This window comes from Cellvibrio fontiphilus (assembly GCF_042646205.1).
Classification (GTDB): domain Bacteria; phylum Pseudomonadota; class Gammaproteobacteria; order Pseudomonadales; family Cellvibrionaceae; genus Cellvibrio; species Cellvibrio fontiphilus_A.
In genome coordinates this window covers 94,146-117,759 of record NZ_JBHRTF010000004.1, presented here as the reverse complement: position 1 = coordinate 117,759, position 23,614 = coordinate 94,146, and the positions used below count along the sequence as shown (strand labels likewise).

Below are 23,614 nucleotides of genomic sequence, written 5' to 3'. Positions count from 1 at the left end.
TTCAGTGAAACAAAAGCGTGACCGTCAGTGCCAGCAACAAACCGGCGTTTAACAGCAAACAGGTGATATATAAATTGCGTTTGATAAGTATTTTATTTGTCATTGTCTGGATTTTTTAGCCGCAGTTAACGCGGGCAAGTAAATCAATCGATGATTAAAAACTAGCAGCAGAATAACCGGCAGGCAATTACGTTTTTTGGTAGGGAGAAAAGTCGAACCCGCCGGATAATTTTTTTCATTGCACGCACTGCATTTTATAGCCCGACCAATAAGGTTTGATGTGCAGGAAAATTCAAACCGCAGCGGCGAATAAAATCAGCAACTTGGGCATGGCCCTGGGAACTGGACGTTAACGTATTTTGTGGTGCCGTATTTAACGGTGGAAACACGCCATAACCAGCAAGCAAACAAGCCCAGGATTTGGGTTGATAGCTGGCTACTAATTGCTGCTCATACATGTCGCGCGCAAAATCCCTGCTGCTGTGCCACAACTGCAATATGCGCTGCAGCCTTTCTGAAATATTGCTATTGGCGGCATTCGCGCGCCAGTAATCGTTATCTTGTCGCTGGTTAGCCTTGTAGTGACACACTATGTAATCGCGCACGCCTTCAAACTTTGCATTAATTTCGCGATTGAATAAATCCTGAAATTGATTGGTAAACAAACCCTGTTCAAAGTGGGTGATAAAACGCGAGATAGTGTCAAATGAAAGTGCCAGCGCGGTTGCCTCCAGGGGTTCAATAAAACCCTGGGCCAAACCTACCGCCACACAATTTTGTTGCCAGTGTTTTTCAACTCGCCCCACTTTCATTTGCAAGTGCCGCGCATTGATATCGGCATCCATCAAACCCAAATGCTGGCGCAATTCCACCTCCGCCTGTTCAGGGCTGAGGTAAGCGCTGCTATACACATAACCATTGCCAAACCGATTAGTCAGGGGAATTTTCCACGCCCAACCCGAGGAGAGCGCCGTGGCGCGTGTCTCTGGCGGAATAACCTCGGCAATCGCGCTGGGCATAACTACGGCTGCATTATTAAACAGATTATCGCTAAAACTGATAAACCGCTCCTTGAGCGCGCCCTGCAATAACAGCGATTGAAAACCGGAGCAGTCGATAAAAAAATCGGCGGTTACCACACGGCTATCGTTCAATCGCACACCGCTGATCGCACCAGTTGCATCGAGCAATACTTCATCCACAGTGGCATCAATTTTTTTCACACCGCGCCCCATGGCTTTTTCTGCGAGAAATTGCCCGAGTAACGCCGAATCAAAATGGTAACCATAGGCCACGGCAAATGGAAAAGTCTCTGCAGGAATTGGCCCCAAGTTATGGCGAGTGATATATGTTTCTAAAAAATAATGATCCGGATGGGCATTCACATCCACGCCCTGCACGCGGGTGTTGATCTGATTAAAAAAAACCGGCAGGGTAAAAATATCGTCCGTCTGCGCCGGGAAGGGATGAAAATAGGATTCAAACCCCGGCAGCGCTGACCAGCCGACAAAACTAATACCGTTTTTATAAGTTGCGTTGGCGCGCGGCATCCATTCCGCATCAGTTACACCAATCGCATCAAAGAAAAATTTTAAATGCGGCGTGCTGCCCTCACCTACGCCAATAATGCCAATCACGGAGGATTCCAACAGGGAAATCTCAATATCCGGCCAGCGCACCGCCAGCAAATTCGCGGCCATCCACCCCGCCGTACCGCCGCCGACAATCAGGATTTTTTTGGGTTTTTGCGAGTTGCTGCGCATGGGTTATTACTCACTATTGACCCCACAATTATTAGTGTGGGGTTTATTATTTTTTAAGCTTTTCAATAAAATAATCTTTAATTGCGCGAATATAATCAGGCTCCAGTTTTCCCAATAAATGCTGCTGGTGCTCGGGAATATAACTGGCCGGATCAACGCCCTGCTTAAATAAATAATGGTCAAACATCTGGCGCCAGGCGTTGCGCTGTGCCGGCGTTAAATCGCGCATGGCAAGCAGTGCTATGTTTAAACTGTCAATCGGGCTGGGCGATATGGCATGTGGCGATGAAGAGCCATTCCACCAGTAATTCATCAGCGCATTTACTTTTTCCAATGACTCCACGTGATGCCACCAGAGCATGGGAATAAAAATCGCATCGCCCGGTTCCAGCTCCACGCTGTAGGCATTTGCCAGTGCGATGGAAAAATTCGGGTAGCGATTAACATCGGGCGCATTCAAATCGACCATGCTGGTAGGTGCACCGGCAGGGGTAAAATTGAGCGGCCCGGGATAAAGGTTGGCCGTTTGCTCCGGCGGAAAAAGAATAAAACGGCGGCGCCCGGCCACAACACAAGCGATATTATCAGCGCCGTCATAATGCGCACTTACAATTCCCTCGTTGCCAATCCACAAACGCGGCATCACATCGGGAAAATAACCGGTTGGATTTTCACTGACCAAACCGGGCAGCAATTCTTCAATCAACGAATTCTGCAAAGAAATGGCGGGATATTCTGCTCTGGGCAGCAATTCCAATAAACGCCCCAAAAATAAATCCAGCCGCTCTTCACCGCTCAGGTAATTTACGCCGGTCATAGCTTCGTTGTAATAAAAACGTTTATTCGCTGCGGGTGGCGCCACAAAAATGCGCGCTTTTTTACCCTGATAAAAACGCAATAAATAATTCACAAAACCTTCGGGCGATATTTTTGCAGCAGCCACCAGTGGCCACTGCTGTGCAAAACCGCGAATAACCAGGGGTTGCGCGCGCGGGGCGTACTCGGCAAAAAACTGTTCGGTAGCCAGGCCGTGAAATTCAGGAAGGGCTTTATAAATGGCCATTTAATACTGACCCTCAAACAGCTTATGGTTTTGCATAGTAGCCGCACAATGTTTGCTTAAGTAATCCGCATGTAATGGCATTTGCATCACCGTTGCATGAATATTTGCAGCGCTTTCGCGCAATGAAGTAGACAGCTGGGTGGTATTAAAAGCATGCATCAGTGGATGGCACTTGTGTGGCCGCTGGTGCATGCCTTCCAATATAGAAAACCAGCTGTCCTTGCTAAAAAACTGTTCCGCCGTGTGGTTGATTTGACCGCGCGCGTGAAAGCGCTGCAGGGTTTCACGCAGAGAATCCGGCAGGGGCATAGTGTTACACCAGCGCCAGAACTCCGTATCGCTGCGCCCGCTGGTGCAGTAATGCAAAATAATAAAATCGCGAATTTCAGCGTAATCACTATTTATTTTTTGATTAAACGAGGCCTCGGCGGCCACATCAAAATCCCGGTCAGGAAAATCACTGATAAACCGGATCAAGGTTTTGTAGATCAAATGAATCGCGGTGGATTCCAGCGGTTCCAAAAATCCGGAGGCCAGCCCCAGAGCCAAACAATTGTTGTGCCAAATTTTTTGGCGCCGGCCGGTGACAAAAGGAATAATTCGCGGCTCGTTTAATAATTGCCCCTGCACCGCCCCGAGCAAGGTATTAACGGCTTGATCGTCGGAACAATAGCGACTGGCAAATACATATCCATTGCCGGTGCGATGTTGCAATGGAATTTTCCAGGTCCAACCGGCGTCGCGCGCAGTTGCCAGGGTGTAGGGTACGGGTGCCGCCGTGTTTTCGCTTTGCACCGCTACGGCGCGATCACAGGGTAAATAGTGGCTCCAATTTTCGTAGCCTATTCCCAGCGCTCCCTTGATTAACAGCGCTTGAAAGCCGGTGCAATCGATAAAAAAATCGCTGCCAACGCAATGGCCGTTGGTTAATAGCAGGGATTGAATAAATTGGCGCTCATCGACAATTACCTGATCGACAGTTGCTTCAATACGTTCAACTCCACGGGCGATTGCAATATCGCGTAAATAACGCGCCGCTAACACCGCATCCAAATGCAGGGCATAACTGTAATTTTGTAAGACCCAGTGCTGCGCTTGGGGCGAGCGCAACATAAAACGATTATGTTCCGCCATCACCGCACTGGGGGAGTGATCCAGCCAGCGCGTAGCCGAATTATCGGCGGTAGTTTTTAACCAGGCCTGATAAAAATCAAAACCCTGCAAGTCTTGCCCTACGGCACCAAAGGGATGAAAAAAAGCATCACCCGGTGTTGTCCAATCGGCAAAACGAATACCCAATTTAAAACTTGCTGCAGTCGCTTGCATAAATGCTTTTAAATCAATCTGACAGACGCGCAAAAATTCCATCATCGATGGCACAGTGGATTCGCCCACACCAATGGTGGCTATATCCGGCGATTCAACCAGGGTTATTTTGATACCGCTGCCCTGCAGTGACGAAGACAACAAGGTGGCCGCCATCCAGCCGGCAGTGCCGCCACCAAGAATACAAATGGATGTCAGGGTATTTTGCATAGGCCGCGTCTTTGATGATGGGTGATACACACAATTAACTCTAGCCAGCGATAAAAACCACAAAAGCGCGCCGCAATTTTGCGGCGCGCTTTTGCTTACTAGCCCTCTTGGCTACAACTTATCAATGCAAATCTCTCCATTAAAAAGTCGCGCGCACACTCAAAGCATAACGACGATCCGTAGTGAAACTTAATGCATCGGTTCTATCGCCAGCCTGATTCAATTGATACTGGGTTTTGGTTTCGGCATTCAACAGGTTGCTGCCTTCAAGACCCACTTTCCAGGTGTCATTGATGGTGTAATACAAACTCGCATCCACCATGCCCTGCGCTTCAGCGTAAGCCGGTACAAATTCTTCTGACTCACGCATAGTGAGCAGATATTCCGAACGCCAGGTGTACGCGAGGCGGAAGGAAATATCGTTGTATTCGTACATGCCCACAATGTTCAGGTTTTCATTCGAATAACCTTGCAGCGGCAAACCGGTAAAGGTGCGGAAGCTGTTGCGATTATCGGTGATAGGCACACCGGCACCGTTGTAGCGAATCGGTTCGGATGGATTCACGTTAGGATCTTCCAAACCATTTTGGTCGATGTAAGTAAAGTTCAACTGCAAGCCCAAACCACTCCAGGCGCCGGGCAACATATCGTAAAACTGTGAGTAGGAGAATTCGACACCGCGAATGGTTCCTGAACCGGTATTGTCAGGGCCGTAGGCCGAAACCGGATAAGAATTACCGGCGTAATCAATTTCCAAATCAAATTGTTTATTGCGAATAATGTTGTCCAAATCTTTGTGGAACAGCCCAACGGCCAATGAACCTGCCTCGGCAAAATACCACTCGGTGGTCAAATCAAAATTCACTGATTCTTCCGGCTCAAGGTATGCGTTGCGCGCGTTTGCACTGACTTCGATATTGGTTAAATCCACCACTGGATTGTAGTTGGCACTGGTTGGATCATCGTCTTTACCGGCGTTAGGATTTTGCAAAACTTCGGTGTAATCCAGACTCACTACCATGCTGTTGCGCGCATCCAGCAGGGTTGGGTAATACAAACCTTTTGATGCACCAAAACGCACAACCACATCATCCGCCACACCAAAGCTCATATTCAAACTCGGCAATACTGTGTCGTAATCTGTGCCTTTCACCGTGCTGGAAATTGCTTCGCCGGAAGCCAGCGCAAAAATACTCGGATATTTTTGTTGCATCACTTGGTAAAGCGATTGCGATGGATTGGTGCCGCGGCGTGAAGCAGCAGGCAAAGTCATACCACCGGTAGATTCCAATTGATAAGTCACATGGCGCAAACCCACATTACCTTTTACCGGCACCGCCAATTCATCAAATTCAAAATCAGCACGCACATAAAACTCGGTGCGCTCTTCATTAGTTGAACTCAGGTGACGTGGCGCAAAATGGCTGTATACACGATCCGCCAAATCCTCATAGGGAACCGCGCAGTTGGCAACGCCGGCTTTGGTTGGCCCCATAGCATTACCCGCGGCACTCCAGCTGCCGCAACCATCGCGCAGGGTCTGGATATAATTTTCAACCAATTCCATTTTGGGGAAGAGGAAACTGTTGTATTCACCCTTCACTACTTTGCCATTGTATTGATCGGCAAAACTCACACGTTCAAATAATTGCGGTGCCGCTTGGGGTGATGCATTGTAAGACGCCTGCGCATTCCAGGGCGTTCCCAGTGCCTGCCAACCTTCGTATTCGGTGTCACCCATATTCAAATCTTTATCGGAATAATAAAGACCGGTTTTTACTGCGGTGATCACACCATCCAAATCGTATTGCAGATTTAATTTAACGCTGTCGGATTTTGCCGTCGCATGAACTTCCTGTTGCATACCACTCGCCAAACGCAAAATCGGATTGGTGTTTTCTGCAACATCTGCCGGGAAAGACACATTTTCATTCAGGAATTCAATGGTGGGGTTTGAACCGCGCAAATCCATGAAAAAAGGCGCGTTAACGGCAGTTTGGTTGCCGTTAATGCGCGAGGTCAAACCGTAGTTGTGAACAACTTGTTCGGAATCCACATGCTGAAAATCAAAACTCGCGGTTAAACGCTCAGTCGGTTTAAGTGTGAGACTGAAGGAGGTATCTTCAACAGTATTTTCGTTGTAGTTGTAACGCGAGCGGAATTGTAATGGCATTTCCGGGTGATTAGCGCGACCCACACCCGAGGTGAGGAAACCATTTTTGTCTACAGTGAGTGGATGACCATCTTCCGCTTCATCAAACCATTGGATAGTGTTGGGCACGTAAGGCAGGAAGCCGCGATCACCGGAGGCGATCACACGCTCGCGCCAATCCAATGAAGCTTTGGAATTAATATGTTCGAGAGTGGCGGTAATAGTTTCATCGGCATTTTGCCACTGCGCCGATGTTGTAAAACCAGTGCGCTTGCGATCATTTTCCGCCATGCTCACATGATAGTTGGCTGGCGCATACCAGGTTACACCTTCGGGCTGCCCTTCCAATGCCTCGCCTTCATAAGGGGGAACGTAAGCGGCAGCATCATCCGGTGAATATTGTTTTGCACCGTTTTGCAATTGCGCGGCACTACAGGCGCGCCAGCCTGGATCACCGGGAATACAAGGCTGTGAATATTGACCAGCGACTACACCGGGGGTGGGTGTGCCCCACTCATCGTAGGAAAAGGTGTCTATCACACCGCGACTGTGGAAGTTACCCAAACCAACACCATCGCCGCGCGTTTGGTATTCGGAGTGGGAACCCGCTAATAAAAATCCGAATTTACCGGCACTGGTTTCCCAGTTATCCGCAAATAAAGCAGAGAACGAGGGAGTGAGTTCTTCACGATAATCGCCGTAGTTGGCTTTGGCGTTCACTGACAACAAACGCTCATCGGAATCAAACGGTTTGCGCGTAATCAGGTTAACGGTACCGGCAATACCGCCGGAGATACGGTCAGCAGTTTGGTTTTTTACAACCTCAACCGCACCCAATAATTCCGCCGGGAAATCCTCATAGTTTAATCCGCCCCAGGGGTTTGCACTGAAGGCATCGCGACCATTCACTTCAGAGCGCACGCGATCCAAACCGCGCACCAATACTCCGGTTCCTTCATCGGCATAGTGTTTTGGGTCATCAGAAGATGCAAAACGTTCGATAGTAACACCGGGTACACGCTGCAGCGCTTCGGTGACAGACTTGTCTGGTAGTGCGCCAATATCAGTAGCGGTAATCACATCCACTACCGTATCGGAATTACGTTTTAATTCCTGCGCGGTATTTATACTGTTGCGCATGCCTGTTACCACAACCTCTTCTACTTCGGCCGTGGCAGCATTATTGGTTTGCGCAAACGATGGCACACTGAGCGCCATAATCGATGCTGCAAGCAGTGAGCGTTTAAAGTGAGTGCCTGACATTACTGCCGCACCTTTTTTGCTGTTAAACATAAGTAACCCCTTCTCATTTTTTTCGTCAAAAACCGGCATTTATAAAGGGCTAACACTTTATAAAACCGACGCCTTTCCCCATTTGCACCTGCGGCACTTTTTCTGTCCAAACCCTTTACAAGAAACCGTAAATGGCAAACAAAAATGCCTGTATTTTGTTGTTAAAGCGCAAATTCCGACGCTAGCATTCTGTTTTTTCAAGTGCCACAGCAAAACCAAAGTCGTACCGTTTTTACCAAAAGTCGAACGCTAACAAATTCAAAAAAAGTTACTTGATGCAACCCATTAAAGGGTGTTGCCCTCACTAATAATTCCGTTGCTCCAGGCGCTCCACAGGTGGGTGGCAATTCACTTGTGCACACTGCAGCCTGTATATACTGGGCGTGACGCCAACGGATTTTTTAAAGGCCTGATTGAAAACCGATTTACTGTTAAAACCACAGCTTTTCATAATTTCGCAAATGGGTTTTTCCTGCAGGCTGGCATCCGCCAGACGCTGCTTTGCCTCCACTACCCGGTAGTTGCTAATCAATTCAAAAAAATTCATCTGCAATTCACTATTAATCGTTGCCGACAATAGCTTTGGCGATACATTTAATTTAATCGCCAACCGCTCTACGGTGATATGCGGTTCCAAATAGGGTTTATGGGTGCGCATAAATTCGGTTAGTTTTGCTGCCAGCTGGGGCTGCACATCGGCGTGTGCCTGCTCGCTTTCCATTGCCGGGTTAGGGTTGTGAGTTTGATCCATAACCGGTTGCGGCGCTGCATCAACCGCAGAAAACAAGGCGCTGTTTTTGGTGGCAACGCCACTTGATACTGCAGCATTTTTTTGAACCGCTTGCACCTTGGTAAAAAAGCGCGGGCCAAACCAAAAACAGACAAAGGCAAACATAAACAACAGGTTATTAATCACCAGCAACAGCGCCGCATGCATGGCTATATCCCAGTGCAATAAAGCGGCGAGCATGCGCACTACACCCAGCGCAAAAAACAGCAACAGGCAGCCGCCATAGGCAAGGCGCAACGCGCTACTCTGTGGGCGCATTATTAATAAACCCACCAGTATCAATACCAGGGCACCGCTCATTAGCAGTGACAGGTCTTTAATGACTGGCAGTGCAAGCTCAAACATTTGAGTTACCCATAGGCAAATTAAGCCGCAACGCATGGAGCTGGCTAACGCCTGGTGCAGCCGTCAGTGACAAGCTGCGCTCCGTTAATTATTTTTTGATTCCTGCGCAATCTGGTTGCCTCCGGCAAGGGCTACTTAAGCGCGAAAGGACAACGTTGTCAAACAAATTTACAAATTTTCCCACTCAATTCTTTTTGCGCAGGGAAATTACAGTGAATCCAGAATTTTTTGTGCTGAAAATACCAGCGCAAATATCATTTCCTGTTCTATCTGTGAGTAAGCTAACAGGCGCTTTTGCAATTGTGCTTTTTGCACAGCAGATATATTTTGCCGCTCATGCACTAAACGCAAAAGTTCTTGTGTTAATACAATCAGCTCTTTGTTTTTCGCTGCCAGGGGCACCAACCACAACTGCTCTTTAAAATAGGGAATCAGCGCTTGATGCAAGTTAACCCAGCGCTGCAACTCAGCATTCAAATATTGGTAATTGTCAGTGAACCCGGGGTTTTGTAACCAGAGCTCCAATTGCCGTTCAAATTGTCGCAGGCGCTCGTTCTCTGCAGGCAAAGCATCCGCCAAACGATTGAGCGGATCAGCCTTGGAATAAGTTTCATATGCCGATTTTTCATGCTGGCGATGGTAGTAATAAGCGGGCTGCAATAATTCAATAAACGCTGACACAGCCGTCAGTGACCCTTTACCAAATAATTTTTCCAGTGCCTGCTGGCTTTGCACGCGATGCAATAAGCCGGTGGAAACCTCTGCCCAATTAGCCACCGCATTTTTGCGCAAGTACATGGCGTTTTCATCCTGCAATTCTTGCGCCGACCAGAGGCGTTCCGCGATCACAAAGGCGCGCGGCCAAATACGTATATCAATTGACTGCTCATCCACTATTTCAGCCCATAATGCTGCTTCGCCCCCCAAAACCAATGCCTGCGCCTGTGCACCTGTAGGAATCATTAATTGAGTTTTTGCCATCACTTGTGGTGCAATTTTTTTACCGCTCAACCGGTAGGGGGCATTGCCCACTATCGCCCTGCCCTGCACCTCATCGCCAATAAATTCCACACGAAATTCAACCGGCCCCATCCAGCTATCCAGCGAAAAAACCGCCGCACTTTTTGTCCACAGTTGAACAGTTACCGCGCGGCGCGATTTACCGGCAAAATCAATAAAACCCTTACTTCCATTAATCAAACTAAAACTACCTGTGACCGGACTCCCGCGTTTACGCGGCAATTCAAATGACCAACTGGCGATTGTTTCGGCCACTTTTTTATTTTCGATCAAACCGCTAAATGAATTTTCATCCGGCACTGATGGCAGTGGATCATTGCGATAGTGATACGCCGCTGTTTGCGGCTGATCCAAATAATAACCCGTGGATAAAATCGTTTGAAAACCAGCAGCTGCCGCTTGATTGACGCCGTCTTGTCCGCGCCATGATTGGATGACGATATTGGATGGCAACTCAGGGTGAAGAATTTCATCCCAGCCAATCATATGGCGTTGATGCTTCTGCAATATTTTTTGCACACGCTGATTAAAATATGCCTGCAGTGCTTCACTGTCCTTAATCTTGTTAGCGCGCATAAACGCTTGAATATCGGCATTGTTATTCCAGTGTTCGGGATCTACTTCGTCGCCGCCAATATGCAAATACTCAAAGGGAAAGATCGCTTTGGCTTCTGCAACCAATGCATCCACAAATTCATAGACTTTTTCATTGGCAGGGTTGAGTGTGGGCTTGTGTACACCCCAGCGATATTCCATGACATAGGGGCCGGGGGCAGACATTAATTCCGGGTAGGCCACCGCAATCGCACTGGCGTGCCCCGGCACATCAATTTCCGGTAAAACCTGAATGCCGCGGGCCTGGGCGTAGGCAACAATATCGCGCATTTGCGCTTGGGTGTAAAACTCACCGTCCGAGGCTAATTGCTGCAACTTGGGGTAGCGTTTGGATTCAAAACGCCAGCCTTGGTCGTCGGTTAAATGCCAGTGAAAAATATTGTATTTTGCAGCAGCCATGGCATCGAGCTGACGCTTGATGGTATCCACTGAAAAAAAGTGGCGTGAGGTATCCAGCAGTAAACCGCGCCACTTAAAACGGGGAAAATCATTTATCGCTACTTGCGGCAGTTGAATTGTTTTTTCTTGCAGCCCAATTAATTGCAACAAGGTTTCCAGGCCGCGCAGAATGCCCAGGGTTTGTTTGGCACTGAGTGTTATTTGCTGATGGTTAATACCTAATTCATAGGATTCATCCCAGTCCTTAATAAAGGGAGACATGGGCGTGAACTCTTTAATCGCTATCAGCAGCTGTGCATTATTTTCACCGGTGTTTTTGAAACGAATTGCAGTGCCGGTTTGCCGTTCGACACGATCTGCAAAGCGCTTAAGTGCAGCATCCAGCTCGCGGGATTTTTCCCCCTTAACTGCAAGCGTCCAGTTTTTTCCTAACACCAGCGCAGGTTTATCGCTGTGATGTGTGAGTTGTTGTGGATAGGGCATAAGCGGCAGCGCGGATTCTTGCGCGACCGCCACCAGTGCTAAACCACCACAGAATAAAAACAACAACACACGCCACATAAAATTCATTCCACTGTTATTAAATAACTACATTATTGGTTAGATTTTTTGTAGGCCACACAATCCACTTCCACTTTGCAATCCACCACCATGCTGGATACTACACAGGCGCGCGCGGGTGGATTTTCGCCAAAATATTCCATAAACACGCGGTTGAATGACATAAAGTCGCGCGGGTCATCCAGCCATACTCCGCAACGCACCACATCTTCCACGCCGTAACCGGCCTCACTCAAAATCGCGATAACATTTTTAATCGCCTGATGTGATTGGGCGATAATGCCACCCTCAATGACTTCACCATTCACCATGGGCACTTGACCGGATACATATAACCAACCATCGGCCTCTACTGCTCGCGCAAAGGGTAAATGCTGACCACCGGTTCCTTTACCACCTTCAACACCGTAACGTTTTATTGCTGACATTTTGTTTTTCTCTTTAAGTAATTTATCGCTTCGCTTACACCGTCTTATCAAGGGAGCTTAACCCCCCCTAGCCCCCCCTTATCAAGGGGGGGGGGGCTAGGGGGGGGGTTAAGCTAATAAAATCCGATACGTAAATCCCGCTGCTTTTCCAAAAACTTTCCTGCGCGTTTACCGGTAATTTTCTTGTTGTGATAAGTCAGTACACCATTTACCCACACGGCCTGAATACCTTCGGCTAATTGCTGTGGCTGTGCGAATGTTGCTGTATCTTTTATTGTTGCGGGATCAAAGATAACCAGATCCGCCGCTGCGCCAATTTCAATGCGACCGCGATCATCCAATCCAAAACGATCTGCTGATAAGCGTGTCATTTTGCGCACCGCTTCAGCGAGTTCAAATAATTTTAAGTCGCGACTGTAATGCCCCAGCACACGCGGGAAGGCGCCCCACAAACGCGGGTGCGGCAGCGGGTCTACGGGCAGCCCATCGGAACCAATCATGGTGAGTGGGTGTGCGAGTATGTTTTGCACATCCGCTTCGCTCATGCCGTAATACACAGCGCCAGCGGGTTGCAATTGTTGGGCAGCGCTGTGCAAATCGGTATTCCATTCGCGCGCAATGTCGGCGAGTTTTTTGCCACCCTGTTCCGGGTGCGGCTTGCTCCAGGTAATGACGATATCGAAATCGCTGGTGACCTGTTGTAAATCCAGAGTGGATGAACTGGCACTGTAGGGATAACAGTCACAGCCAATGGGATGTGTTGCGGCTGACTGTTCAATTTTTTGCAGCACTTCGCCACTGCGCCCCCAGTTGCCGGCACCAGCGCATTTCAAATGCGACACAATCACCGGGGCTTTGGCGCTCTGCCCTATGGCAAAGGCTTCATCTAACGCCGCGATAATTTCATCAAACTCGGTGCGCAAATGGGTGGTGTAAATGGCACCCGCTGCCGCTAATTCCTGCGCCAATTGTTTTACTTCATCGGTGCTGCTGGAAATTGCCGAGGCATAGGCAAGGCCGGTGGATAAACCCAGCGCACCTTCATTTAAGGCTGCGCGCAACTGCTCACGCATGGCGGTAATTTCAGAATCACTGGCACTGCGATCCAAACTATCCATATGGTTGTTGCGCAAAGCCGTGTGACCAATCAGCGCAGCCACATTCACAGCGGGCACCATTTTATTCACGGCTTGTTTGTAACTTGCCAGATCAGGAAAACAAAAATCTTCTGTTGTGCCGAGCAAGTTCATTGGATCCGGCAGCCCATTTTTTAAGGTGACCGGGCTGGCACTAATACCGCAATTGCCCACTATTACAGTGGTAATGCCCTGGGAAATTTTGGGCAGCATATTAGGTGTGCGAATGACTTGAATATCGTCGTGGGTGTGCACATCGATAAAACCCGGTGCCAATACCCAACCCTGGGCATCAAAACGCTGGTGAGATTCGGCATTGGCAAGGTCACCGAGCGCGGCGATTTTTCCATTGTGAATTGCCAAATCACCGCGCACCGCGCTAGCGCCTGAGCCATCCAGAATAAGTGCGTTGTAAATGACACAATCGAATTTCACCGCCTGCATTATTCGCTTCCCTTGGTTTAGTCGCCGAGCGGCAAACGGTTGTCGCCGCCGCGATATTCATCCAGCGCAAACTTCACCCGGCGCAATAATTCCTTGCTCTCGGTTTTGCGCACCAATGCCAACTCAGTCGCCAACAAATCTATCGCGAGTAACATGCCGTAGCGCGACGCTGAAGGTTTGTAAATAAAATCCGTCTCTTCGGTGACGATTGGAATAAATAAACTGGCTTTTTGCGCGAGTGGAGAATCGGGCGCGGAGAGCACAATAATTTGCGCACCGTACTCGCGCGCGATATCGGCCACTTCCAATAATTCGGGCGTGACCCCAGTAATCGAGAGCAATACCAACACGTCTTTTTCGGTGAGTGTCGCGGCAAACATGCGCAGCAAGACAGGATCGTGATAAGCCGTTACCGCAATGCCCAGGCGTGCGATACGAAATTGCACTTCATCTGCCAGCATGGTGGATGCACCGCCCATGCCGCCCACATAAATCAGTCGCGCATTATTCAGTAATTGTGCAGCACTGCGAAAATCTGCCTCCACAAAACGCACGAGATTCGCGCGCAGGGTGGATTCTACTTCGCTGCAAATTTGTGAATAGAAAGCGCTTTCCTCCAGTGCAGGAATCTCCGCCAAAAAGCGCGTACCCACGGCACTGGCTTGTGCGAGTTTTAATTTTAAATCGCGAATATCATCGCACCCAACCGATTTGGCAAAGCGTGAAATAGTGGCGATGCTCACGTTGGTTTTTGCCGCGAGTTGATCAATGCTGGCAGAAGCTGCAAACGCAATATCCTCCAGAATAATATCCGCGACTTTTTGTTCAGTAGCGGACAGCCGGTCGCGATTGGAGCGAATGTGGTAAACAATATCGAAAAGTGCAGTCATATTTTTCACTTGATTGTTTCTGTTAGCGCTTGCAGCGGGTTTACATAAAGGCCGCAACCAGCAGCACAAAACCCAAGGCCACAAACGAAATAATAGTTTCCAATACCGTCCAGGTTTTTAAGGTCTGGGTAACGGTCATATTGAAATATTCTTTGATTAACCAAAAACCGCCGTCATTCACGTGCGACAAAATTAATGAACCCGCGCCGGTGGCAATGACTAATAACTCAGGGTGTGGATAACCGGCGGCGAGCGCAATCGGCGCAACAATGCCTGCCGCCGTACTCATGGCAACCGTGGCGGAACCAGTGGCGATGCGCATTAACGCCGCCACAAACCAGCCCATCAATAATGGCGTTAATGCCATGTCGGAAGAAAAATTAACAATTTCTTTGGCAATGCCAGCTTCCACTAAAATGCGGTTTAAACCACCACCGGCGCCGACCAATAAGGTGATGCCAGCGGTGGGCGCCAAACAATCGTGGCTGAATTTTAAAATCGAATCGCGATTAAAACCGCGCGCAATTCCGAGGGTGTAAAAACTCACGAGCGTTGCAATCAAGAGCGCAACAACGGAATTGCCGATAAATAATAAAAAGTCATTCAGACCTGTGCCGCGCTCAGCAATTAAATCGGCCCAGCCGCCAAGTAACATTAAAACTACGGGCAATAAAATAGTCGCGAGCGTGATACCAAAACCGGGCAACTGGCGCTCGCTATCGGCATGAATAAATTGTTCTTCGAGTGGGTTGTGCCCAGGCAAATGAATTTTGGGTGCAATCCATTTGGCAAAAATTGGCCCGGCAATAATCGCGGTAGGAATGCCAACCAACAGCGCATAAAAAATTGTACGACCAACGTTGGCTTGGTATTCGCCTACCGCAATCATCGCGGCCGGATGCGGCGGCACTAAACCATGGACTACCGACAAACCCGCGACCATGGGTAAACCCACTAACAACATGGAAGTGCCGGTGCGGCGCGCCACGTTAAAGGCGATGGGAATTAACAATACAAAACCGACTTCGAAAAAAATCGGGAAGCCCACGAGGAAAGCGATAAACACCATCGCCCAGTGCACATTTTTTTCACCGAACCAGCGAATCATGGTGCGCGCGATTTGTTCCGCGCCGCCGGATTCCGCCATCATTTTTCCGAGCATGGTGCCCAGCGCCACAACGAGTGCGATGTGCCCCAGGGTTTTACCCACACCGGCTTCATACACAAACACCACATCTTTGGCGGGAATACCGGCCATTAAACCCAGACCGAGGGAAACGAGGGTAAGCGTAATAAACGGATTCAAACGGTAGCGGGCGATTAATAAAATCAGCGCGATAATGCTGAGCGCCGCATACACCAACAGCCACTGGCCTGATGTTAATGCATTAGAAAAAAAATCCATCGCCGCGCGCCTTAAAAAAACGTTTCCACGGCATCGATCACCGTGTAGTTATCGTCAACCACCAATAGCTGGCGCCACTTATCAAAGGTCAGGCAGGGGTGGGAAATATCCAGCGCGAGCATATCGCCCACCTGCAAATCAGCACCGGCAGGCACATGCATAAAGGCGTGTTGATCCATCATTTTGGTCAGCTGCCAGTCCGCTGGAGCAGGCGCGGGTTTTTCATCACCGGGGCGACCTTTGTTGTGAGGACGAAAGTGCAAAGCGGGAACCGGCAGACCGGCATCAAACGCCGCATCGCGTTTACCCAGCCCGAGAATCACCAGACCGGGTTCGGGAATGGATTGCACATAAGCCCAGAGTTGTAGCGCGGGCAGCAAGCTGCTGTGCATAGCCCGGGCGATGGGGTTGCAAGCTTGGATACGAGCTTCGGAGGCTTTGTAAATGCCGACATCATGGGTGAGGTAACAACCGGGGCGCAGGATGATATCCAGCACGCGGGCATCGCCCAACGAGGCACCGGCCCATTCCTCCGCCACCAAATCAAACCAGGCCGAGCCAGCGCCGGTCAGTATTGCCGCCCCTGCAGCTAACTGGCCATGGGCTTCCAAGGTCATCAAATCGCGCAGGGCCAAACGCAGAAACTCGCGAATGGCGGCTTCGTCATTCAGTACACCCTCATAAACTTCTACGCCGCGTAATGCGAGTGCTTGCGGGTAGCGGGCGATGGTTTCTAACACGGCGGCGCGGGTTGCGGCGTCGCGCACTCCGGTGCGGCCGCCCGCAACACCCAACTCCAAAAGCAGATTCAAACGCTGGCCCGTTTGGGCAAAAAACTGCCCGAGCTGTTCGACATTCGCTGCCGAATCCACAATCACGTAACACTCAAAATCCGGGTCTTGCAGCAGGCGGCTGATAATCGCCATGTTGGCGCGGCCCACCAATTGATTCGCCAGAATGACCCGGCGTACACCGAAGTGGTAAGCCGCCTGAACTTGGGGCGCGGTGGCGAGGGTGATACCCCAGGCGCCATTATCCAACTGGCGCTGGAACAGCGCGGGGCTCATGGTGGTTTTACCGTGGGGCGCGAGTTTCAACCCGTAGCTGGCGATAAAGTCTTTCATCCACTGCAGGTTATGCTGCAGGCGAGACTCGCTGAGCACAGCCACGGGCAGACTCACATCCTCGCGCAGCAGGTTCCAACCCTGCGCGGCAATCTCGCCCACCAAGGGTTGTGCCAGCGAATCCCCAGCCGCAATACCTAACCCCTTACCCACAGGGCTAAGCGGTCTGATTTTCAGGTTTGACTGTAAATTATTTTCTTTAGTCATATTATTTTTGTGCCAATAGCAGAAAAATCGAGCATTTTTACAAGGCTACCAGCAAAAATGCGCCATGTTAAGAAAATTATTTACAAAAAGACGTTTTTGCCTGAAAACTTCTTTCAGGGTTTTGCCTACCGGGATTCCCTTGTTTAGCCCCCCCCCCCACCCCCTCCTCATTTGCTTCCCGCATCAAATATTTTTTCAGGTTCGGGAATAAAAATGACTCCCCCCGCGTTAACAGGTTGCAAGTCGACGAAAACGGGCTGCAGCGCAACCCGCTTTCAAACCCTGAAACGAATGAGGACATCACCATGAACAAACACACTTTATTGATTGCTGCTTGCACCCTGGCCTCCAGCGTTTGCTGGGCACAAGACGCGTCATTGGCCGTAGATACAAACGCCAACACCCAGACTGCAGCGGATGCTCGCCTCTCTGCCCAAGAAGGCACATTGAGCGCCGCTTTTGGGTTGCAACAAAATGCCAGCGCAGCGACCAGCACTAATGTCAACAGCGAAGCAACTGACAGCGGTGCAGAAGCGGAGCAAAACAACACCGACCAAGCCAATGCCGGAACAGAAACCGCCGGCACCGTTTCTGCAGCAGCGACCGGCAATGCAGCAGTGGATGCACAGGCAGTGCTCACCCCCATCGGCCAACAGGCAAACCAATTGTTGGAGCGCGGGGCGGCGGCACAGGAAAACCTCTCGGCCAATCTCTCCGCCACTGTGAATGCCACCAGCACCGCCGCCAACGGCGCGATTAGCCAGCAGCTGAATTCAACCCAGCAGTTGGTTGCCGATAGCAACCTGCAAGGTTCGGCAGAACAGCTGGTTAGCGGTTCGGTAGATAGCTCGTTAGATAGCGTGGTAAATGGCTCGGTCACTGGCTCAGTCGAGCAAGCCATTGGCAGTTCGGTAAACACAGCGGTAGAAGGCGCCATCAACAACAGCATCGCTGCGAGCATTCAGGACACTGTGGATAGCACCGTGAATAACAATATCAGCGCGGCCTTAACCGACAGCTTGAACCTCGGTTTGTAATAAGAGATCGGCGCTCCGGCGCCGATTTTTTTTGCCTTTTGCGGAGCAACCATCATGAACCCACGCAGTGATAAACAACTGATTATTAGCCTTGGCCGTTGGGTTATCAGCCCTTTAGTCATCGCCCTCTGTAGCATTGCCGCCCACGGGGCCAACAAGCTGGATGTGGAGCTGGAAAGCGGCGCCGAATACGATTCCAATTTGGCGGTCGTTGAGCTTGACCAATACTCCAGCGCTGGCGACTGGGCACTGCTGGCCAATGCGCGCGTAAATGCCCAGTGGCAGGCGACACCCAAGGCGATATTTAAAGCCGGTGCCAGCTACAACAGCAAAACCTATCAAGACCTGAGCGCGTTTGACCTGGGCATTCAACAATTGTTTGCCGATGCCAGTTATGAACTGCCGCTGTTCAAGCTGGGCCTGAGCTATCACCAGGCCGACGCCGCGCTGGACGGCACCGATTTTTTAACCCTGCGCCAGCAGAGTGTTTACCTGTCGCGCCTGTTCAATCAGCGCACATTTGTGCGCGGGGCGGTGAATTATCAGGACAAGGATTTTCCCACCAGTGCCGGGCGCAATGCGCATAACCTGGGTGTGGCGGGCGATGTGTTTGTGTTTTTTAACCAGGGCACCACCTTTGTGGCGTTTGGCCTAAACCATGAGAGGGAAAATGCCGCCAGCGATCCCTTTGATTTGACTGCCATCAGCGTAAAAACCAGCATTAATCACCAGTTCCCCGTCTGGGGCAAAAAGACCAAGCTGCAACTGGGTTGGCGCTATGAGGAGCGCGATTACTCGGCCATCACCCCGGCGTTGGAAGCCAAACGCGACGATACCCTGCAGGTAGTAAATCTGGAATGGCAGATCAATACCCATGAATGGTTGGCGCTGGTGGGCAAGTTGGAACGGGGCGATTATCAATCCAACCTGCGCAGTGCGGACTATTCCGAAACCCGCGCCTCACTCACCTTGAAAGCCACATTTTGATGACGCTGCAATTGGCCGTGACCAAAAATCGGGTCGCGGCCCGGCGCGCCCAAATCCTGTGCGCGCTTGATTAATTGCGCCATCACCGTCTCAGCAGGAGTAGTTGCCAGCTCGCAAGCAACCAAGGCCGAGACTAGCGGCGCCGCCATAGAGGTACCGCTCTCACGGCCATAACCGCCAGCACTACGCGCGGTGACAACCGACACCCCCAGCGCCGCAAAGGCGATATGGTCACCCCGATTGGCCCAGCGATAAGGGCGCTGCTGTTGATCAACCGCCGTCACTGCAATCACTCCCTTATAGGCGGCCGGATACAAGGGCGGCGCCGCTGGCCCCTCGTTACCTGCTGCTGCCACCACCAGACTGCCTGCGGCGATTACCCGCGCAATCGCCTGCGCCAGAATACTGTTGTCCGGGCCGGTCAGGCTCATATTAATTACCGGCACTTTTTGTTCTGTCAGCCAATTCAAAGCCCGCACCAGATTCATCATGGTGGCACCCTGGGTGTAATCATTGCGCGGGTAAAATACCGAGGCCGCGTAAAGGGTCGCGCCCGGCAGTAGCGGTTGCAGCTCATCGCCTTTTCCTACTAACAGCCCCGCCACCGCCGTGCCGTGGGCTTTGGGCGATTCGATATCGGCACCGATAAAATCCTGCTGCCGGATTTTTACCCCGGCAAACGCAGGATGAGCGCTATCAATCGCGGTATCGATGATGCCGATAGACAAGTCATCAACACAGGCCGGAGCCTGAGGTGGCAATGTGGATGATATGGGTGATGAAGCGGGTTGCGAGGACTGAGGGGCAGCAGTTTGGGGCGAATAGATATGATTGCGATCCAGCTGCGGATGCAAACTGGCGGGCAAGCGCTGGCGCAGCGCGGCGCGGGAATCCAGAGCGGCGGGCACACGAAAGCGCACCAGTTGCAGCCCCAGTCCGGCAAACCGGGTCTGCTCAATGATTTCAACATCAAGCTTGGCCAACTCCGCCAACGCAGTTTGGTCGACCAATAACAACCATTCGCGCTCCACGGCGCGCCAGCCATCTTCCACTTTGACATCTACCAACACCGTGGCACCACGGCGATCAACAATCGGCAGCACCGCCGACAGCAGATCGGGCACCAGCGCGGGAGCCTTGGCGAGGGCGGTATCGACCGGTTGTATCAAGGCGTCGCGCAATACTGACTCCTCCAGTAAATCCTTTTGCACCGATTCCTGCACCTGGCGGACTGTGTCGTCCAGTTCCCGCGTTACGCCGTCCAGTGTGGTGTCCACCGGCAGGCGCTCCAACAATTGGGCAGCAACCGGCTGGCACAGGCAGGCGAGCACAAGACTGCTGCAGGCAATACGCAAACAACCAAGACGAAAATGACGGCGGTAAAAAGGTTTCATTGGGTCACCATGGCGAGTAATAGGGTAAATTAACCACAAAAAATGGCTGGGTTCATTACCTGGTTAACGTTTGCGGGGAATAAAAATTCCAAAAATAATCACTGGGATGGGAATAAAACCAACAGCGGGCCGTTTACTGGATAAGAGCACCAAAAACTACTCCTCAAACGAGCCCCCAACACCAGACCTGAAATCAGCGCCTATGAAGACCGACACCAGTATCGCCATGAAACAGGAATTAACCCAACTCGCGCCCGCCTTACGGCGTTTTGCCTACTCGCTCACCGGTTCCCCCGCCGATGCCGACGACTTATTGCAAAATACCCTTGAGCGATTGCTGAGCCGTGGTGTGCCCGAGGATATTGAGTTGGCCAAATGGGCCTTTCGCGTGTGCCGCAATATTTGGATTGATGAGTACCGCGCGCGCAAGGTTCGCCAGCACCTTAACTACGCCATTGAGGACAGCGAGGAGCCGGTGGCCGATGGCGCACAAGCGATTGAAGACCAGATCGCCCTGACGGAGGTGGATGCCGCGATGCAGCAATTGCCCGACGACCAGCGCACGATTATTTCACTGGTGGCGCTGGAGGGTATGTCCTACAAGGAGGTGGCCGACACCCTGAGCATTCCCACCGGCACGGTAATGAGCCGGTTAGCCCGGGCGCGTATCGCCCTGTGTCGATTTTTAAATCCCGAACAACCGCCCGCCGCTGAAGGCGCGTGAGGAATCCGCCATGAGTGTTTTGAATCAACCGTCACCCCAGCAAGTGTCCGATGAACAGCTCTCCGCCTTTTTGGATGCCGAGCTGCCCGCCGCAGAAATGGAGGCTATGCGCGAGCAGATCAGCCGCGACGAAAACCTCGCCAATCGCCTGGCAGAGTTAGCCATGGTGGATACACGGGTGGCCAGCCACTATCGCCGCATTGATGAACAACCCATGCCGGAGGCCATCACCCGCCTTTTAAGTGACGAGCCACAAGTAAGCGACGAGCAGCCAACCAACAACGTCATCACCTTCCCGCTGTGGCGCCGCATGCAGCGCAGCCTGCAGCAACACGCAGCCATGGCCGCCTCGGTGGCGCTGGTGATTGGTTTTGGTGCCGCGCAATTATTGCCGGGCAATACCGGTAGCAGCGATAACTGGAATGCCATCGCCCAAGCGCTGGATACCACCCGCAGTGGCGAGCAGCGTGCACTGGCCGATGGCAGTGAGCTTATACCGCGCCTGAGTTTTATCGATCAGGTGGGCGATTACTGTCGCCAGTTCCATTTATCCAGCCGCACTAGCAGCGCTGAAAATATCGCCTGCCGCCGCGACAACCAATGGCAATTAACCCTGAGTGTGCACAGCCAGGCCAGACCAGCGGCAGATGATTACCAAACCGCCAGCGGCAGTGACCATATACTGATTGAAAACGCCCTGGATAACATGATGCAGGGCGATGCCTTTGATGCAGCAGCCGAAGCGGCAGCGATCAAAAACCACTGGCGCAGCGCCCCTTAACCACCGGCGCTGCGCTCGCCAAACACAGGAGATTGGCAAGATGAAATCACTGATTGTGTTGTGTTTGCTGGTATTGCTCACTGGCTGCGCCAGCCAAGGGAGCCAACAACAAGATCGCCACTATCAACCCGCCAAGGGCGATGGCACTGGCTATAAAGAACTGGCGCTGGGCGAAACCCACTATCGGGTACAGTTCAAGTTGCGCGGCCAACAGCGCGCTACTGCTGAGCGCTACGCACTGCGACGCGCTGCTGAACTGACATTGCAACAAGGTTATGACTGGTTTGTGGTAATTAAAAAAACCCAACGCCGGCTGGAGGATGAACCGGCGTTTCCCGCTCGCCGCGAGACCATTACCCAGCGCCGTTGTGGCCTGCTCGGCTGCCGCAGCACACGCTATGAGCGACCTAATGAAGACCCGTTTGGTGATGAGGTTTTCACCCTGGTACTGCTGGAAATCCAAATGGGGCGCGGCGTGCGCCCGGAGAAAAACAGCTACGACGCCGACACCACCCAAACGATCATTTAGCCCGCAGCAACTGCCACTCGCGCCCGGCCTGTTCGCTGCGGAAGGTTTCTATCGCACCGCGATCCTGCAGGGTCACATAGACGGTTTTACCATCTACCCCACCAAAGGCGACATTGGTGGGCTTTTGGCCCTTGAGTTTGATGCGCTGCAGCAGGGTGCCATGGGGTGATACCACCGCGACTTCTCCTGCACCGTAGCGAGCGATATACAAATTACCGAGTACATCGCTGCGCATGCCGTCCAGCCCGTGATCGGCAAACTCCATCAACAGGCGTTTGTTGCTTGGGGCGCCGGTGGTTTTATCTATGTCGTACTTCCATACCCGGCGCTGCACACTTTCGTTCACATAGAGGTGTTGCTCATCCGCACTCACTTCGACGCCGTTGGTAGTGCCCATATTGGCCTCAAGCAGGCTGACCTTGCCGGCGGGGGAGATCATCCAAAGGTTGCCGGTGCCGTCTGCCCACTTGGGGTCGCTGGCATAAATCACGCCGGATTTAGCGATGGCGATATCGTTGGGTTGATTCATTTGCGCGCTGTGGGCATGCACACTAATCGCTTTGGTTGTTGGGTCGATTTTTAAAACATTGTGACCGGTGTAATCCGCCACATAGATAGCGCCATCGCGACCAAACCGAATACCGTTGCCGGTACTGCCTTCTGGCAGCGTGACAAATAGCTGCGCATTGTGTGGTTGATCAACAACCCCGATGGTGCCCTCTTGGGCAAAATTCACGGCATATAAACGGCCTTGCGCATCCACCGCCGGGCCTTCTATGCCCTGGGTGAAGACGCCATCGCCCACATAATCGGTGGTTTGTGCGCTGGCGCAGCTCGCAAGCGCCAGGAGTGAAAGTGCTTGCGAATAGACAAACCTAAATAAGACATTTTTCATAGCGACCTCTTTGTATTGTTAACTATCTGCCAGAGCCGCTGTAGTGGTTGGGCATAGATAACACAAAGCCATTGCGCAATAAAAGCCCGGCAGTCT

Annotated in this window: 18 protein-coding genes; 5 read left to right on the top strand and 13 right to left on the bottom strand. The window is 51.3% G+C overall.

The features are described 5' to 3' along the window. Positions 1-254: 254 nt before the first annotated feature. The 11 genes from ACFODX_RS09175 to ACFODX_RS09125 all read right to left on the bottom strand — a co-directional run bounded on the left by ACFODX_RS09175 (position 255) and on the right by ACFODX_RS09125 (position 17,171). Positions 255-1,763, bottom strand: a complete 1,509-nt coding sequence (locus ACFODX_RS09175; RefSeq protein ID WP_378118323.1) for a tryptophan halogenase family protein — start codon at positions 1,761-1,763, stop codon at positions 255-257. Between the two features lie 46 nt (positions 1,764-1,809). After that, positions 1,810-2,826 carry a cupin-like domain-containing protein gene (locus tag ACFODX_RS09170; protein ID WP_378118321.1) on the bottom strand — a complete coding sequence of 339 codons (1,017 nt, stop codon included), beginning with the start codon at positions 2,824-2,826 and terminating at the stop codon, positions 1,810-1,812. Then, positions 2,827-4,362, bottom strand: a complete 1,536-nt coding sequence (locus ACFODX_RS09165; RefSeq protein WP_378118318.1) for a tryptophan halogenase family protein — start codon at positions 4,360-4,362, stop codon at positions 2,827-2,829. A 139-nt stretch (positions 4,363-4,501) separates the two neighbouring features. After that, positions 4,502-7,807 (bottom strand): TonB-dependent receptor, encoded by a 3,306-nt coding sequence (locus ACFODX_RS09160; RefSeq protein ID WP_378118316.1) that lies wholly within the window; start codon positions 7,805-7,807, stop codon positions 4,502-4,504. 304 nt (positions 7,808-8,111) lie between these two features. Next, a complete protein-coding gene (locus tag ACFODX_RS09155; protein ID WP_378118314.1) occupies positions 8,112-8,942 on the bottom strand; it encodes a helix-turn-helix domain-containing protein in 831 nt (276 codons plus the stop codon). 207 nt (positions 8,943-9,149) lie between these two features. Next, positions 9,150-11,546, bottom strand: a complete 2,397-nt coding sequence (locus ACFODX_RS09150; protein WP_378118312.1) for a beta-N-acetylhexosaminidase — start codon at positions 11,544-11,546, stop codon at positions 9,150-9,152. A gap of 23 nt (positions 11,547-11,569) precedes the next feature. Then, the gene (locus tag ACFODX_RS09145; protein ID WP_378118310.1) at positions 11,570-11,965 is read right to left on the bottom strand and encodes a RidA family protein; all 396 of its coding nucleotides are present in this window, start codon (positions 11,963-11,965) and stop codon (positions 11,570-11,572) included. A 113-nt stretch (positions 11,966-12,078) separates the two neighbouring features. Continuing rightward, positions 12,079-13,545 carry an N-acyl-D-amino-acid deacylase family protein gene (locus tag ACFODX_RS09140; protein ID WP_378118308.1) on the bottom strand — a complete coding sequence of 489 codons (1,467 nt, stop codon included), beginning with the start codon at positions 13,543-13,545 and terminating at the stop codon, positions 12,079-12,081. A 17-nt stretch (positions 13,546-13,562) separates the two neighbouring features. Beyond that, entirely contained in the window at positions 13,563-14,435 is an 873-nt protein-coding gene (locus ACFODX_RS09135) for a MurR/RpiR family transcriptional regulator (RefSeq protein WP_378118306.1), read from the bottom strand. A 40-nt stretch (positions 14,436-14,475) separates the two neighbouring features. After that, on the bottom strand, positions 14,476-15,840 hold the full coding sequence (locus ACFODX_RS09130; RefSeq protein ID WP_378118304.1) for a GntP family permease: 1,365 nt from the start codon (positions 15,838-15,840) through the stop codon (positions 14,476-14,478). Positions 15,841-15,851: 11 nt separating this feature from the next. Further along, positions 15,852-17,171: an amino acid deaminase gene (locus ACFODX_RS09125; protein WP_378118302.1), complete on the bottom strand. Its 1,320-nt coding sequence runs from the start codon at positions 17,169-17,171 to the stop codon at positions 15,852-15,854. A gap of 305 nt (positions 17,172-17,476) precedes the next feature. On the opposite strand from ACFODX_RS09125, the gene ACFODX_RS09120 reads away from it, so the two are divergent. Together ACFODX_RS09120 and ACFODX_RS09115 are read left to right on the top strand one after the other, a co-directional pair. Then, the gene (locus tag ACFODX_RS09120; protein WP_378118300.1) at positions 17,477-18,208 is read left to right on the top strand and encodes a hypothetical protein; all 732 of its coding nucleotides are present in this window, start codon (positions 17,477-17,479) and stop codon (positions 18,206-18,208) included. A gap of 54 nt (positions 18,209-18,262) precedes the next feature. Next, a complete protein-coding gene (locus ACFODX_RS09115) occupies positions 18,263-19,195 on the top strand; it encodes a hypothetical protein (RefSeq protein ID WP_378118298.1) in 933 nt (310 codons plus the stop codon). On the opposite strand, the gene ACFODX_RS09110 is transcribed toward ACFODX_RS09115, so the two are convergent. Then, entirely contained in the window at positions 19,150-20,589 is a 1,440-nt protein-coding gene (locus ACFODX_RS09110) for a S8 family serine peptidase (protein ID WP_378118296.1), read from the bottom strand. The two genes, ACFODX_RS09115 and ACFODX_RS09110, sit on opposite strands and share 46 nt — an antisense overlap. A 202-nt stretch (positions 20,590-20,791) precedes the next feature. Here ACFODX_RS09110 and ACFODX_RS09105 point away from each other — a divergent pair, with 202 nt between their 5' ends. From ACFODX_RS09105 to ACFODX_RS09095, 3 genes are read left to right on the top strand one after another with little or no spacing between them, the layout of a single operon-like run. Next, on the top strand, positions 20,792-21,313 hold the full coding sequence (locus tag ACFODX_RS09105) for an RNA polymerase sigma factor (RefSeq protein WP_378118294.1): 522 nt from the start codon (positions 20,792-20,794) through the stop codon (positions 21,311-21,313). A 10-nt stretch (positions 21,314-21,323) separates the two neighbouring features. Beyond that, entirely contained in the window at positions 21,324-22,094 is a 771-nt protein-coding gene (locus tag ACFODX_RS09100; RefSeq protein ID WP_378118292.1) for an anti-sigma factor family protein, read from the top strand. 40 nt (positions 22,095-22,134) lie between these two features. After that, positions 22,135-22,623 carry a CC0125/CC1285 family lipoprotein gene (locus tag ACFODX_RS09095; RefSeq protein WP_378118290.1) on the top strand — a complete coding sequence of 163 codons (489 nt, stop codon included), beginning with the start codon at positions 22,135-22,137 and terminating at the stop codon, positions 22,621-22,623. Here the strand turns inward: ACFODX_RS09095 and ACFODX_RS09090 are convergent. After that, positions 22,616-23,518 (bottom strand): SMP-30/gluconolactonase/LRE family protein, encoded by a 903-nt coding sequence (locus ACFODX_RS09090; RefSeq protein WP_378118288.1) that lies wholly within the window; start codon positions 23,516-23,518, stop codon positions 22,616-22,618. The genes ACFODX_RS09095 and ACFODX_RS09090 overlap by 8 nt on opposite strands. Between the last annotated feature and the right edge of the window lie 96 nt (positions 23,519-23,614).

Coding starts and splice junctions, on each gene's coding strand:
- ACFODX_RS09175 (WP_378118323.1), bottom strand. CDS start 1,763: ATGCGCAGCAACTCGCAAAAACCCAAAAAAATCCTGATTGTCGGCGGC.
- ACFODX_RS09170 (WP_378118321.1), bottom strand. CDS start 2,826: ATGGCCATTTATAAAGCCCTTCCTGAATTTCACGGCCTGGCTACCGAA.
- ACFODX_RS09165 (WP_378118318.1), bottom strand. CDS start 4,362: ATGCAAAATACCCTGACATCCATTTGTATTCTTGGTGGCGGCACTGCC.
- ACFODX_RS09160 (WP_378118316.1), bottom strand. CDS start 7,807: ATGTTTAACAGCAAAAAAGGTGCGGCAGTAATGTCAGGCACTCACTTT.
- ACFODX_RS09155 (WP_378118314.1), bottom strand. CDS start 8,942: ATGTTTGAGCTTGCACTGCCAGTCATTAAAGACCTGTCACTGCTAATG.
- ACFODX_RS09150 (WP_378118312.1), bottom strand. CDS start 11,546: ATGAATTTTATGTGGCGTGTGTTGTTGTTTTTATTCTGTGGTGGTTTA.
- ACFODX_RS09145 (WP_378118310.1), bottom strand. CDS start 11,965: ATGTCAGCAATAAAACGTTACGGTGTTGAAGGTGGTAAAGGAACCGGT.
- ACFODX_RS09140 (WP_378118308.1), bottom strand. CDS start 13,545: ATGCAGGCGGTGAAATTCGATTGTGTCATTTACAACGCACTTATTCTG.
- ACFODX_RS09135 (WP_378118306.1), bottom strand. CDS start 14,435: ATGACTGCACTTTTCGATATTGTTTACCACATTCGCTCCAATCGCGAC.
- ACFODX_RS09130 (WP_378118304.1), bottom strand. CDS start 15,840: ATGGATTTTTTTTCTAATGCATTAACATCAGGCCAGTGGCTGTTGGTG.
- ACFODX_RS09125 (WP_378118302.1), bottom strand. CDS start 17,171: ATGACTAAAGAAAATAATTTACAGTCAAACCTGAAAATCAGACCGCTT.
- ACFODX_RS09120 (WP_378118300.1), top strand. CDS start 17,477: ATGAACAAACACACTTTATTGATTGCTGCTTGCACCCTGGCCTCCAGC.
- ACFODX_RS09115 (WP_378118298.1), top strand. CDS start 18,263: ATGAACCCACGCAGTGATAAACAACTGATTATTAGCCTTGGCCGTTGG.
- ACFODX_RS09110 (WP_378118296.1), bottom strand. CDS start 20,589: ATGAAACCTTTTTACCGCCGTCATTTTCGTCTTGGTTGTTTGCGTATT.
- ACFODX_RS09105 (WP_378118294.1), top strand. CDS start 20,792: ATGAAGACCGACACCAGTATCGCCATGAAACAGGAATTAACCCAACTC.
- ACFODX_RS09100 (WP_378118292.1), top strand. CDS start 21,324: ATGAGTGTTTTGAATCAACCGTCACCCCAGCAAGTGTCCGATGAACAG.
- ACFODX_RS09095 (WP_378118290.1), top strand. CDS start 22,135: ATGAAATCACTGATTGTGTTGTGTTTGCTGGTATTGCTCACTGGCTGC.
- ACFODX_RS09090 (WP_378118288.1), bottom strand. CDS start 23,518: ATGAAAAATGTCTTATTTAGGTTTGTCTATTCGCAAGCACTTTCACTC.